This window comes from Marinobacterium iners, from assembly GCF_017310015.1.
Classification (GTDB): Bacteria; Pseudomonadota; Gammaproteobacteria; order Pseudomonadales; family Balneatricaceae; genus Marinobacterium; species Marinobacterium iners.
This window is the reverse complement of the sequence record NZ_CP022297.1, coordinates 781,893-794,556: the sequence shown is the minus strand read 5'-3', so window position 1 is coordinate 794,556 and position 12,664 is coordinate 781,893. Positions and strand designations below refer to the sequence as shown.

Sequence of the window (12,664 nt, the reverse complement as noted above, 5' to 3'; positions counted from 1 at the left end):
CCATGCAGATCAAAAGCCCCGAATTCAAGCAAAGTGCTCGCATCGCGCTACAGGATGTCAACCTGCAAAAGGCGCTGGGCAACCTGAAGGCCGGTTTTCCCGGCAAGCGCGCCGCAGCTGTCGCCCGCATGCCGGAGTTCGATCGGCTGCGCGATGAAGCTCGCGACCTGAAGAACCATATCCTTGAACACCTGGACCTGTACCTGGAAGAGTTTGAAGCTCGCGTGGTCGAGAACGGCGGCCAGGTACACTGGTGTCGCACCGCTGATGATGCACGCCAGACCATCCTGCAGATTTGCCGTGAGCAGAATGCCAAAACCGTCACCAAGGGCAAGTCGATGGTGACCGAGGAGATCAACCTCAACGAATATCTGGAGGAGAACGGCATCCACCCGGTGGAAACCGACCTGGGGGAATATATCCTGCAACTGCGCGGTGACCACCCAAGCCATATCATCGCCCCGGCGATTCACCTCAATCTGGAAGATGTATCCGAAGCCTTCCATGAACACCACAAGCGCCCGAAATTGACCGATCCGGCCGCGCTGATGGCCGAGGCCCGTGAAATGCTGCGCAAGCAATTCGTGGCCGCGGATGTGGGCATCACCGGTGCCAATTTTCTGGTTGCCGAAACCGGGTCGACCATTATTGTCACCAACGAGGGCAATGGCGACCTGACCCAGACCCTGCCCAAAACTCATATCGTGGTGTCATCAATTGAAAAGGTTGTACCCACGCTGGAGGACATGACGCTGTTCCTGCGCCTGTTGGCGCGCTCGGCCACGGGGCAGGAATTTTCCGTGTATAACACGCTGTCATCCGGCAACCGCCGCCCGGACGACCAGGACGGACCGGAAAATTTCCATGTCGTGCTGGTCGACAACGGTCGCAGCGACATGGTTGGCACCGAGTTTCAGGAGATGCTGCGCTGCATTCGCTGCTCCGCCTGCATGAACCACTGCCCGGTATACGGCGCTGTCGGTGGTCACAGCTATGGTTGGGTTTACCCCGGCCCCATGGGATCGGTACTGACTCCGCAAATGATCGGCATCGAGCGGTCGGCGCTGTTGCCCAATGCCTCAACGGCCTGCGGCAAATGCGAAGAGGTCTGCCCTGTGCGCATTCCGCTGCCCAAGTTGATGCGTCACTGGCGCGAGAAAGAGTTTGAACAGCACCTGACGCCTCGCGCTGTCCGCTGGGGACTGGGAAGCTGGGCCTTTTTCGCCACCCGCCCGATGCTGTACCGACTGTTCTCGTCCAGTGCATCCCGGCTCATGCGTTTGCTGGGCGGCCAAAAAGGCAGGATCAGCAAACTGCCGCTGGCCTCCGGCTGGACCGACCACCGCGACATGCCGGTCCCAACCGGCAAGACTTTCATGCAGCAGTGGCAAGCGCGCCAGAAACAGGAGAACAAGTCATGAGCAGCCGTGCCGAGATTTTTGCCAACATTCGCCATGGCCTGCGCCGCAGCGAAGCAACGGATGCCCAGCGCGAAGCGGTGCAGCACCGCTTGCAGCAACACCCTCGTAATCTGATCCCCGCCCGCGGCCAGCAGGCGCCTGAGGCACAGGTTGAGCTGTTTATCCGCATGGCACAGGAAGCAGCCGCCGAAGTGGTTACACTTGAAAATATCGAGCAACTGCCAGAGGCGGTGGCGGACACCCTGGAATCAAAGGGCCAGCATGAACTGATACTGGCCAGCGACGAGACCCTCACTGCTCTGGGCTGGGCCGCAGTACATGAGCGTATCCGCTGTCATCAGCGAGTGGGACAGGTGGGAGACGAGGCGAGCCTGACGCTGGCCCTGGTCGGTATTGCCGAGACCGGCACCCTGATGCTCTACTCCCGCCCGGACAGCCCCACCACGCTCAACTTCTTGCCGGATACGCACTTGGTTGTATTGCAGCGCAAGGATATCGTAGGGGTTTATGAGGATGGATGGGATCGGTTGCGCAGCCTCTGCAGCGGCCGCCTGCCCAGGACAGTCAACCTGATCACGGGCCCTTCCCGCAGTGCCGACATTGAGCAAAAACTGCAGATGGGAGCCCATGGCCCACGTCAGCTGGTGATCTATTTGATTGAATGACGTCTGATATCAGAGGCTTCTTGCAAGCCAAAGTTGCTGGGCTGCTTTCCGGTAGCCCGGTACTTTTTGAACATCGTACACCTGTACACCACTCACCCAAGTACTTCCTGTCTTGGCCCTGAACATCTGTCCATCAAAATGGTGATCGCCCACATTTGTAGCGTGGCTTGATAGGGTGTCATACCTGTGAATGACCGTCTTCTGGATCAGGGATTCCGGCGCTTACTACAACCTGAGACTCTTCCGGACAAAACCTGAAATAGAAGCAGTTTGCACGCCCTGTGTGGCACGCTGGCCCCTGCTGGTCCGCCAAGCACAGCAGGGTATCGCCATCACAATCCGCTCGCAGCTCTATCAGCCGCTGTGTGTTACCACTGACTTTCCCTTTTTCCCACAACTGTTGGCGTGAACGTGACCAATAGGTAACCCTCTTTTCCTTGAGGGTCATCGCCAGCGACTCACGGTTCATCCACGCCATCATCAACACCTCACCGGAATCATATTGCTGAGTAATGACGGGTATCAGGCCCTGATCATTCCAGCTCAGACTTTCCATAAACGGCTCTAAATCAACAGCATAACCTTCGGGACTGAGCTCCAGCTCTTCAAAAAAACTCTTTCTCATAGGACCACATATCAACCAATGAGGGACCATGCGCAAAACCAGTTTCATACCGGCATGACACAGAGTGACACTCTCTAAAATCAAGTGTTATATTATAACACGAAAACTTGATCCAACTCTGAAAAACTTACCGGACAACCCTGACATGAACCTTGCCGATATGCCTACCAAGTCCATGTTGCACCACAGACCAAAACCCGCAGCACATGTCAGCGACCACCCCGTTATCATGGGGGACATTTATGCTCCTGAGTGCAACCTGACTGTTTGGCAGCGAAGTCTCGATGATTCCATTGAGCGCTATGTAAGCAGGCTTTGCGCGCAGCAATCGAGTTTGAATATAAGAACAGTGATTCAGTGTGATGAAGATTTGGAGAAAAACGCATCTGAACTGCTGCAGGCGCAATTGCCTGCAGGTGATGGCCAGGCGTCTATTGTTGCCGACATCGTAGAGCTGCTACAAATGTATGAATGCCTGCTTGGCCCCTCACACATCGGTTTGCGAATGACATTGCTGAAAGCCGCCATGTGTCCGAAGTTTCATGTTGACCGGCTTCCTGTAAGACTCGTTACCAGCTATTCAGGCACCGGTACCCAATACCTGCCTGAACCTGAAGGCGACACTGCCCGCATTCCTGCGAATGAACCGGAAAGCGTGTTGCAACTTACCGCTGGTGATGTAGCACTGCTCAAGGGTGATGGCTGGCACGGGAATGAAGGTTATGGCATCGTGCACCGGTCACCACCCGTTAGCGACCACCAGGCCAGACTGTTTCTATCTTTGGATTATATGGAGTAGCCTTTTAGCTCAGCCTTATCGCGATCATTGAGGCAGGCTTAGAGTCAGCTCATTTCCCCGCTGCACCATGTCCAGATGCTGCATAAAGCTCATGCCCAGCAACACCGTATCATCGGGCATATAGGGGTTGATGCTGGCGGTCACATCCCTCAGCTCAATTCCGCCCAGCCGCACCGAGTCCAGCTGCGTGGTGTGTACACTGATCACACCATTGGCGGTCATGGTCTGTTGTCGACGCCCCTTTTCCAGTCCTATTTTGTCCGCCAGTGCCTCGGGCACGCTGACTTGGGTCGCGCCGGTATCCAGCAAGAAGGTGACCGGCTCACCGTTGATACGTCCCGGAGCAACATAGTGGCCACCACGGTTACGCTGCAGCACCACCTCGCCCGCATCATGGCTGACCAGGTTCAAGTTACGATTGGGGTTGCGCTTATCCTCAACAAAGTCCGTGAAGAACAGCGTCAGCAGGAACAGCAGTGCTACCCAAGTCAAATGATGCATCCAGCGCGCCAGCCCGCGACGGGTGCGGTCAGGGTCTGACTGATGGTGATGTTCGGTCATGGCACTCTCCGTTTCCTCTTATTGTTCTGACCTCAAAAACGACAGGACTATCCCTGCCCTCTCAAAACAGCTCCTGCTGAGGAGCGATCAGCCGTTCAAAAGATTCGCCTACGAACGGCAACAAAGTGTCAGCGACCGGCAGCAGCTGCCGGTCGATATAGTGCTGGTAGTCCAGCGGTGAGCGCAGCAATTCCTGCGGTTCCGGGCCGTTGACCGTCATCAGATAGGCGATGCTGTCACCAACCCGTACGACCGGTGGCAAACCACGGTGCCGACGATCATCATCCAACATTTGAGCCGCACGCGCATGAGGCGGCCGATTGCGCTGGTACGCAGCAAGCGGTTGGCGAATACGACGGCGGTACACCAGATCACCATCCCGTTCACCGGCCCGAACGGCACGCACGGTTTCCTGCAACAAGACCTGCCAAGGCTGGTCGCGGAAGATGCGCTCATACAACGCCTGCTGGAACTGGCGTGCCAGAGGCGTCCAGTCGGTCCGGACCGATTCGAGCCCGCGAAACACCAGCTGATCGCTGCCGTCCGGCTGCACCTTGAGACCGGCATACCGTTTCTTGCTGCCCTTTTCTGAGTGACGCATGCGCGGCATCAAAAAACGCCGATAGTGCGCTTCATATTGCAGCTCAAGCGAGCAGTCGATATCAAAACGCTCCCGCAGCTGCTTCTGCCACCAAGCGTTCAGCTCACTGGCAAGCTGATGCCCATATCGGTCCGTATCCCGATCCGGCCAGTCATCCCCGAGCCAGACGAACACCGAGTCGGTATCACCGTAGATCACCTGATGACCAAAGGCCTGCTCGATCCGCTCGGCGGTCTGCTGCAGAATTTGATGGCCACGCAGGGTAATGGAACCGGACAGGCGCTGATCGAAAAAACGGCACACCCGCGAGCCCAATACGCCATAGCAGGCGTTCATCTGAATCTTGATCGCCTGCGACAGGGCCGAGTTACCCTGCCGCTTGGCTTCATCTCGCGCTTGCCAAAGACGTTCGATTATATCGGGCAGCAGCGCATGGCGGCGGTCAAAAATGGCGTGATGGAAACCCGGCACCAATGCATCGGGCGGCGCATCACCGTGAGTACCCAGCGCCAGCCCCAGCGGATCAATCCGAAAGCTGCGGATGATGCTGGGGTACAGGCTCTTGAAGTCCAGCACGAGCACATGACGATACAACCCGGGACACGATTCCATCACGAATCCGCCCGGAACATCCAGCCCATCCACACCGGAGGCATACTGGGGTGCCACATATCCGGCGCGGTGCAAACGTGGCAGGTAGAGGTTATCAAACGCCTGCGATGAGCCACCGACCTTGTCCAGCGGCAGCCCGGTCAGGCGTGCCCGTGCCAGGAGGTAAGGGATCAATTCCGTATGTTCAAAAATCTCGCTGACCAGGCGGCAGTCTTCAAGGTTATAGCGCACCAGCGCCTGCGGATCTTCACGATACAGACGCTGGATTTCTTCTCCGCGGTCGTCCGGGGTTTCGATCAGTTTGCCACGACCCAGCAGCTCACGCGCCACAAATTCCAGACTGTAGCGCTCGAACTGCCAAGTCGCACCTTTAAGAGTATCGATCCCGTCCAGTACCACACGACCATTGAGACGGGCATACCAACGCCCCGTTCGTGTCTGCTCAACCCGTACCGGTTCCTGATCACGACCCAAACAGAGCGGCAAGCGCTGTGCCTCGGCACGCTGCTGCAGCACCCTCAGATCAAAGCCGATCACATTCCAGCCGATAATCAGGTCTGGATCGAAGCGACGCACTTCGGCCATCAGCTGCTGCAGCAGATCACGCTCGTTATGACAGCGCACAACGGCAGGCGAGTTGGTGATGTTGCCGTTGAACAGCACTCGTTCATAGCTTTGTGACTGCAGTGCAACGGACAGGATTCGGTCGGCCCGGAGAGTGGTTTCGATATCCAGTGACAGGATGCGCAGTGGCGGTTCAAACTCGGCGCGTTGCAGGCGAGGCCCTGAAGCATCATCAATGACCCTGGCGGATGCAAAGATACCGCGCTCAATCAGATACCGGTCAGCCGGGCGAATATCTTCTTCCATGAGCGCGACACCCGCCTGCTGCAAACGACCAAGCGCTTCATGCCATTCACGCAGGCTGTCTGCATACAGGGCACTGACCGGCTCATGATTCAGGCTTGATAATGACAGCGGTCGCAACTGACAGCCGGGCAGGTCTGAGAGGAGCTCAGCGACATGAGCCCCATCCGACTGCAGTATAAAGGCGACAGCCGCCTCTCCCTCAATGACCACCTCATGGGCACCGGTAGCGGTTCTGAGCCAATAACTCAGTTGCAGTCGACCGTTGTGATCCCGCTGTCGACGGGTCAGCGGGAAACCGATCAAGGCGGACATCAGCGGCTGCCGAAAGGTTCCACGGTTTCCAGATCAGGGAAGTGACGCAACACTTCATCACGGCACTGCTGTTCAAACAGCAGCTTTAAGTTGGGGCCTGCATCCATGGTGAAATATACAGGCACCCCGCGTCGACGAAGCGTCCACACCGTCTGCATCGCCGCCACCGATTCCGGTTGCCAGTACAGCAGTGGTGGCCAGCTGGCAATCATGGTGGCATGCATCGACAGCGCGTTCTGTTCGGCAGTTTGCCCCAACAACTCAAAATCCTGTCGTGCGATAGCCTGATGCAGCTTTTCCAGATCAGCCGCCGCCTGCAGAGGCCAGCTCTGGTAGAGATGGGCGGTTTCCACCGTGCGCTGCATGCCAGAGCGGGAATCTACCGCCTTTTCTCCGGCATCCACCTTGGCAAGGCCAATACACAGGCCCGGCCATTCTGCATCCAGTGCAATACCGTGGCTGTCGAGCCCATCTTCACGCTGCCCCATACGCCATTCGACGAAGCCATCAAACACTGAACGGCAGGCGCTGCCACTGCCATGGCGGGCCAACACCGACAGCAGCTGGGGCTCCAAATCCAGCCCAAGCGCATCATTCAGTGCCAGCGTCAGTGCAGCAAAGCCCGAGGCCGAAGACGCCAGCCCGGCGGCGGTGGGGATGTTGTTGCGGGTTTCCACCCGGAAGTACAGATCCTGCTGCCGACGAAACAGGTCGATGAAGGCTGATACCTTCTGGCTGAATTTTGCGCTGGGCAAAAGCTGCTGCCCATTGAGCCAGACTTCATCCACTTCAGCATCAATCGGGGTGAGCCGGGTATGGGTCCCCAGATAATCCAGCGAAACGGACAGGGATGCGTTGACCGGCAAATTAAAGCTTCGGTCACGCTTGCCCCAGTATTTGCATAACGCAATATTACTGGGGGCAAACAGCTCCGATGACGCCTTTGCCTGCAGGTGCGAGGGTAATAAACGATCAATCACTTCAGCAGGTGTCATGGCTAATCTCCACTCCAGTAGCGGCTACCGAGACCGGGATCGACTCCCAGGGCAGCGTTTCGGTCATGTGTCCCAGTGCCAGTACACAGTCACCCAGGCCCGAGCCCGATATTTTGGCACCCAGAATGCCCGGTTGCGCTCTCAAGCGCCAAATCATCTCGGACAGGGTGGCATCATTCACCCCCAGCGCATCCATCAGGCCCTGATACAGATTCATCAGCTGACCCAGCTGCGACCAGTCGGCGCTGTCCACCGCACTTCGACCCGCCTCACAGGTCTGACCCATGAGACGATACAGCCCGGCATAGAGTGAGGATTGAGAGGCCGCACGGGATTCCACAAGCGCCAGCACCTCAGGGGTTTTCATCTTGTAACCGCAATACATCAGCGCCAGTGGCGGCAGGCCATTCAGGCGTTCCACCGTCCGCGGACTCACACGGTATTGAACGACACCGCCATATATACTGGCCGCCAGATCAGTTCCGGAGCCGCGTCCGTTCTGGGCTTGATGCACGGCATGCAAGGCCACCTCAAACAAGGCTTCAGGCGTTGTATCCGTGCCACAAAATTCGGCCAGTGCTGCTGTGACCGCTGCCGTGACTGCCGCCGAAGAGCCAAGCCCTACGGTATGTGAAAAACCGGAGCGTATCTGCAGGCGAAAGCCCTGTTTCAAGTAAGGTCGGTACGCCTCAATCACGGCCAGCACAAAGCTCAGCGCAGGTTCCGGTTGCAGCTGACTCAGATCACTTCGGTAGCGTGCTAGTGCGCTGTCAATTTCTACCCGTTGTGATGCCAATGGTGTCAGCTCGACTTCAAGCCAGTGCTCCAGCGCACAGGCCAGTGCCGGTTCGCCAAACAGTACCGCATGCTCACCCATCAGCATGATGCTGCCGGGGGCGCGGGTGTTAATCTTCGAGTATGCGGACACCTTGTCGATCCTCTTTCAGAACACCCCAGTGCCAATGCGACTGCAGCGGCAACTGGGCCGGGGTTCCCTGCGGCAGCCAGAGCAGCATCAGCCCACCCTGATCCCCGGAGACCGCACCCGCGCCACAGATTTTGGCGGCACCACCTCGCTGTTCGACACGCTCGGCAAAGCGTTGCAACGAGGCAGGTACAACACCGATACGGCTCAGCAATCGATGGTTGGCACGCACCTGTTCCAGCGGTGTATCACCCTTGAGCAGCGCCGTTGCCACCTGCTCGGTGATGTCGGCAAATTCACTCCAGATTTCAGACTGACCGAAGTGATGCCTCACCTCATCCACGCAAGCGCCTGTGCTGCTGGCCGGAGTACCGGTAAACAGCCAAAACCACCCGGCCCCCAGCCCCTCATCAGCCAGCGGAAGCCGTGACACCTGCTCACCCTGCAACTTGACCAGCCCTCCACTGCACACAGCCGCTGCATCGATCATGCTGCCGCGCCCATGCTGCAAACGCTCACAGTAACGCACCTGCTGAATCAGTTGTTCAAGGCTGTCAAAATGCCCAAACAGTTTCAACAGTGCCGCAATCAACGCCGCGGAAGAGCCCATGCCAGCACCAATGGGTATATCCGAGTCGATACTGAGGCTGCCTCGCGGCTGAATATCAAGTCCGGACAGCACTCGCGCCATATCAATGGCATAGAAAGCCAACTCAGCGGGTTTTTTCAGGATACGGGTAATTGGCAGTTCGCCGCGCAGATAGCGCTCGAAGTGATTGTCGAGGCGACGCCGCAGGCCGGCCAGCTTGTCCAGCCCCAGCTCATGGGTGCGCTCGCGGGTATGCCAGCTCAAACGCGGCAATTGATCAGGGCGGTAGTGGATCCGCATGTGCCGATCCACCGCCAGTGCCAGCGCCGGCGCGCCATACACCACAGCATGTTCACCACTGAGAATGATCTTGCCCGGAGCGCAGGCGGTCGGCATCAGCAGGGAATATATTCGCGTTTGTGATGGATAATGCCCGCCAGACGGAAGCGGCCGGTGGTGCCTTCAGGGAAGGTGTATTCGCCGCCATCAGTCGGCACCTGATGCTGATACAGTTTCAGGTATTCATCATGGCTGATTTCGCGCCGGGCGTTTAGCATCTCTCGATGCAGTTCGGTATGCAGTGCCTGTTTATAGCCTTCCACCACGGTGCCGGAAAAAAACTCAGCTACACAACCGGAGCCATAACTGAAAAAACCGATCCGCTTGCCGGCCAAATCTTCCAGCGTATTTTCCAGCAGCGAGGTCAGGCCGATATACATGGAAGCGGTATAGCTGTTACCGATGATGCGGTTGTACAGCAGGGTATTGCTGATCTGCGCCTCCTGCTCGGCTGAAGACAGGCCAGCCCTGTTCAGCTTGACCAACTGCTGATGCGCTTTTTGAGCCATGCGACTGAACGGCAGGTGGTAACAGAAATGACTGAAGTCGGCAAACGCCAATGAGCTGGCCTCACGGAAATGCTCCCAGGCTTTTTTGAGGGCCTTGAGATAAATTTTGGTGGAGTACTTGCCATCCACCAGTGCGGTCGAGCGATAGTTCGGCCGCCAGAAGTCCATCACGTCTTCAGTATAATTGCCAACTTCCGGGTCGATGGTGACCAGACGCGGATTGGCACTGATCAGCAGAGCCACGGCACCGCAGCCCTGAGTCGCCTCGCCGGGCGTATCCAGATCGTAGCGAGCAATGTCAGAAGCGATCACCAGCACCTTGCTGTCCGGCTTGCGCGCCACCAGTGCACAGGCCATCTGAATGGCGGCGGTCGCGCTGTAGCAGGCCTGTTTCAATTCTACAACCCGGCAATTGGCGCTCAGGCCAAGCAGACGATGCACGTACACACCTGCAGCCTTGGACTGATCAATGCCGGTTTCAGTGGCAAACAGCAACGTCCCGATTGTTTCAGGCCCAATGCGCTCTACCAGTGGCAAGGCCGCATTGGCTGCCATGGTGACGATGTCTTCGTCCGGCGCGGCCATACCCATTTTCTCCTGACCAATGCCGGTATAGTACTTCTCCGGATCGGTGCCCTGCACCTGTGCCAGCGTGCGCAGGTCCAGGTAATAGTTGGAGGTGTAAAAGCTGATTTCGTCTATACCAACGGACATACTCGACCAGGGTCCTCAACGCTCTTGGACAATAAGCGTCCTGTTCCGGAACAGCGCCGCCACATCAGGCGTACCGAGCAGAAACATCGCAGTAACAAATTCGCGGCGCAAACGCTCAATGGCGTCTACAACCGCTTCGGCAGATTCCATCGCCGGCTGCAGCAGGGGCGCAGCCATACCGCACAGCGAGGCGCCGAGTATAACAGATTTGGCCATATCAATCCCATCTCTGAGCCCGCCACTGGCGATCAGGGTAGCCCGATCCAGATAGGGCTCTGCCTGCTGCAGTGCCAGAGGGGTTGGCAACCCCCAGTCCTGAAATCTGAGCCCAATATCGCTGCCATCATGGCGTCTATGATGCTCTATCCGGCTCCACGAAGTGCCGCCAGTGCCGGCAATATCAAAGTGACGAATGCCCTGCCTGAGCCCCAACTCTATATCCGCCGGGGACAGGCCAGACCCCACCTCCTTGAGCATCACGGGAACCGATAGCCCTGCCGCCACTGCACCCATCTGCTGCGCCAGATTACTGAAGTTAGTGTCACCCTCGGGCTGCACCGCTTCCTGCAGCGGGTTGAGGTGGAAGTAGAGCGCATCGGCCCCGACACAGTCCACTGCCTCCTGACAACGCTGGAGATCGAAGCCATAATTGAGCTGTACACCACCTACATTACCTATGAGTACAGTAGTTGGGGCGAATTGACGCAACTCAAAACTTGCACGCGCTTCCGGGTGGGTAAACATTACCCGCTGCGATCCGACCGCCATGGCCACCTGACACTGCTCAGCCGCCAGCGCCAGGTTCATATTGATACGTCGCACCAACTCATGATCACCACCGGTCATGGAAGAGATCAGCAGCGGAAACGAGAGTCGTTTGCCAAGAAACTCAACCGATGGATCAACCTCATCGAATGCCAGTTCGGGCAAAGCTCGGTGCATCAGTCGAATCCGATCAAACCAATGCCCCTGCCGATCGGTCAGCGGGTCCTGCTCAATCGCCCGGATATGCTCTATCTTGCGCTCGTTGGTGGGGTCGGTCATTACCGCTCCAGCTTGATATGGGCTTCCATCAGCTCACCGGGGTTGGTCTGGGCCGCCATCAGCGACAGCTCGCCACACAGCACGGTGGCAGCACAGATCGCCGCCAGCCTGCGGGCGTTTGCGCCGGGCTCGCGCGCCTCCTTGCAGCCCAGCTGGCGCAGATTGTCCTCGACAAAATCGATTCCCTTGCCGTTGCCTACCGAGCCAACGATCAGGTTCGGAAGCGTACAGGAAAAATAGAGGTCGCCATCACGCACTTCGGCGTGCACAACCCCCTGTGAGCCCTCGATGATGTTGGCGGCATCCTGACCGGTGGCCAGATAGAATGCCAGCAGCATGTTGGCATAGTGGGCGTTGGCACTTCGCAGCCCACCCGCCATCAAGGTCCCTATAAGGTTCTTTTTGATATTCAGATCAACCACTTTTTCCGGCGTGGTTTTCAGGCGGCGTTCGCAGATATCACGTGGAATCAGAATCTCGCTGACCACGTACTTGCCACGCCCCAGTATTCCGTTGACGGCCGTGGCCTTCTTGTCAGAGCAATAGTTGGCCGAGATGGAGCAGTAACGCAGTTGAGGATACTGCTGCAGAATCCATGGAATCAGCTTGTCAGCGGCGTTGGTGACCATATTGTGACCGGATGCATCACCGGTCGTGAACTCCAGCCTCAGATAGATCAGGTTGCCCACGATCTGGCTGTGCATGTCAATCAGGTTGGCAAAGCGACTGCTGGTGGCCACCACGGCATTGAGATCGTCCTTGCGTGCCTTAATTGACTGCAGCGCCTGATGTGCCGCCAGCGCATCATCCGCTTCCAAAAGAATTGAGCGCGTCATGCGCTCGTCCACCACTGTGGTGACAATGCCCTTTTCGGTCAAGGTGGACACGCGTGCTCCGCGGCCAACGGATGGCCACAGTGGCGTCTCATAGGTCGCCAGGGGCACACTGAGCTTTTCATTCAGCACATCGCCGCCGATCTTGATTGGCCCGACCCAGCGCATCGGGATGGGAGCTTCCAGTATTTTATGTGACTTCATGCTCAACGCATCCTCTGAAAACAAAAAAGGGCTGCAACTGTGGCAA

At 57.5% G+C, this 12,664-nt stretch carries 12 protein-coding genes; 3 read left to right on the top strand and 9 right to left on the bottom strand.

Going from position 1 to position 12,664, the window contains the following annotated elements:
- Positions 1-2: 2 nt before the first annotated feature.
- Positions 3-1,421, top strand: coding sequence for a LutB/LldF family L-lactate oxidation iron-sulfur protein (locus tag CFI10_RS03880; RefSeq protein WP_206839598.1), 1,419 nt, complete (start codon positions 3-5; stop codon positions 1,419-1,421).
- A complete protein-coding gene (locus CFI10_RS03875; RefSeq protein ID WP_206839596.1) occupies positions 1,418-2,086 on the top strand; it encodes a LutC/YkgG family protein in 669 nt (222 codons plus the stop codon). Before CFI10_RS03880 ends, CFI10_RS03875 begins: the two co-directional genes overlap by 4 nt.
- Before the next feature lie 178 nt (positions 2,087-2,264).
- On the opposite strand, the gene hisI is transcribed toward CFI10_RS03875, so the two are convergent.
- Entirely contained in the window at positions 2,265-2,711 is a 447-nt protein-coding gene (hisI, locus tag CFI10_RS03870) for a phosphoribosyl-AMP cyclohydrolase (RefSeq protein ID WP_206839594.1), read from the bottom strand.
- A 145-nt stretch (positions 2,712-2,856) separates the two neighbouring features.
- Between hisI and CFI10_RS03865 the strand changes: the two genes are divergently transcribed.
- Positions 2,857-3,510, top strand: coding sequence for a DUF1826 domain-containing protein (locus CFI10_RS03865; protein ID WP_206839585.1), 654 nt, complete (start codon positions 2,857-2,859; stop codon positions 3,508-3,510).
- A gap of 24 nt (positions 3,511-3,534) precedes the next feature.
- On the opposite strand, the gene CFI10_RS03860 is transcribed toward CFI10_RS03865, so the two are convergent.
- From CFI10_RS03860 to CFI10_RS03825, 8 genes are all read right to left on the bottom strand, one after another.
- Positions 3,535-4,071 carry a retropepsin-like aspartic protease family protein gene (locus tag CFI10_RS03860; protein ID WP_206839584.1) on the bottom strand — a complete coding sequence of 179 codons (537 nt, stop codon included), beginning with the start codon at positions 4,069-4,071 and terminating at the stop codon, positions 3,535-3,537.
- Positions 4,072-4,132: 61 nt separating this feature from the next.
- Complete coding sequence (locus CFI10_RS03855) at positions 4,133-6,466, bottom strand: DNA polymerase II (protein WP_206839582.1); 2,334 nt, start codon at positions 6,464-6,466, stop codon at positions 4,133-4,135.
- Positions 6,466-7,461 (bottom strand): diphosphomevalonate decarboxylase, encoded by a 996-nt coding sequence (mvaD, locus tag CFI10_RS03850; protein WP_206839574.1) that lies wholly within the window; start codon positions 7,459-7,461, stop codon positions 6,466-6,468. The genes CFI10_RS03855 and mvaD overlap by 1 nt, the downstream gene beginning before the upstream one ends.
- Positions 7,448-8,389 (bottom strand): mevalonate kinase, encoded by a 942-nt coding sequence (gene mvk / locus CFI10_RS03845; RefSeq protein ID WP_242530096.1) that lies wholly within the window; start codon positions 8,387-8,389, stop codon positions 7,448-7,450. Before mvk ends, mvaD begins: the two co-directional genes overlap by 14 nt.
- Positions 8,367-9,371, bottom strand: coding sequence for a mevalonate kinase family protein (locus CFI10_RS03840; RefSeq protein ID WP_206839565.1), 1,005 nt, complete (start codon positions 9,369-9,371; stop codon positions 8,367-8,369). The genes mvk and CFI10_RS03840 overlap by 23 nt, the downstream gene beginning before the upstream one ends.
- Positions 9,371-10,537: a hydroxymethylglutaryl-CoA synthase gene (locus tag CFI10_RS03835; protein WP_206839561.1), complete on the bottom strand. Its 1,167-nt coding sequence runs from the start codon at positions 10,535-10,537 to the stop codon at positions 9,371-9,373. Before CFI10_RS03835 ends, CFI10_RS03840 begins: the two co-directional genes overlap by 1 nt.
- Before the next feature lie 15 nt (positions 10,538-10,552).
- On the bottom strand, positions 10,553-11,581 hold the full coding sequence (gene fni, locus CFI10_RS03830; protein WP_091821445.1) for a type 2 isopentenyl-diphosphate Delta-isomerase: 1,029 nt from the start codon (positions 11,579-11,581) through the stop codon (positions 10,553-10,555).
- Entirely contained in the window at positions 11,581-12,618 is a 1,038-nt protein-coding gene (locus CFI10_RS03825; RefSeq protein ID WP_091821447.1) for a hydroxymethylglutaryl-CoA reductase, read from the bottom strand. Before CFI10_RS03825 ends, fni begins: the two co-directional genes overlap by 1 nt.
- Positions 12,619-12,664 lie beyond the last annotated feature (46 nt).